Origin of the sequence: Pantoea sp. CTOTU46764 (assembly GCF_031974595.1) — a bacterium.
GTDB lineage: Bacteria > Pseudomonadota > Gammaproteobacteria > Enterobacterales > Enterobacteriaceae > Pantoea > Pantoea trifolii.
Genome location: NZ_DALYOQ010000056.1, coordinates 29,881 through 30,562, shown reverse-complemented (window position 1 = coordinate 30,562; position 682 = coordinate 29,881). Strand labels below are relative to the sequence as shown.

Genomic DNA, 682 nt, shown 5'->3' with positions numbered 1-682 from the left:
AGGAAGAGACCAGCGGTTTGATTGATTTTGGTACCTGGCGGGTGAATACCGATAACTGCTCGCTCGATCCGCTGCGGCGTGAAGTGAGTGTGTCGCCACTAACCGACAGCAAAGCGCTGCTGCTGATCAGCTGTGAAACCGGTGCTTACAACGTTATCGATCTGGCATTTGAAGTGACGCGTGATGCGCCTTATGTGTCGCGTGGCTTGAGCTTAACGTTGCCGTTCACCCCAGCATCACGCAGCGATAATCAGCTGGAGTTGGTGAACGCCGAATTCGATGCCAGCCATGGATTGCTTTACACCTTCAGTAAAGGACGTGGATTGGGTGATTGCGGCGTGGCGACGCGCTGGCAGTATGACGGCAACGAATTTGTGCTGGCGGAGTATGCGGAAGAGAAGACCTGTGATGCGTGGCACAGCAGTGAAGATTGGCCAACGTTGTGGGTTACCGAATCGCAGAACCCGGTGCAGTCGCGTTAATCTGTAGGGTCGCCATTAATGGCGACCTTCCCCATATGATTAACGAATCGCTTGCACCGTCATCGGTGAACCCGACTGATTGCCCACCAATTCCGTCAGCATATTATTCACGCCATCGCTCATCGGGGTGAAACGCGTTAACGGCGAGCGCGTCACCACCACAAACACACCAACGTTGTGCTGCGGCACCATCGCCATAT

1 protein-coding gene and 1 pseudogene are annotated in these 682 nt (G+C 54.4%); one reads left to right on the top strand and one right to left on the bottom strand.

All coding sequences use genetic code 11. The annotated features are described in order from the left end of the window. On the top strand, positions 1-482 hold a 482-nt coding region (locus RTM06_RS16820; RefSeq protein ID WP_312183698.1), incomplete at its 5' end, for a DUF1176 domain-containing protein. A 39-nt stretch (positions 483-521) separates the two neighbouring features. Here the strand turns inward: RTM06_RS16820 and RTM06_RS16815 are convergent. Next, a pseudogene (locus tag RTM06_RS16815) lies at positions 522-682 on the bottom strand (D-alanyl-D-alanine-carboxypeptidase/endopeptidase AmpH); the annotation flags it as partial.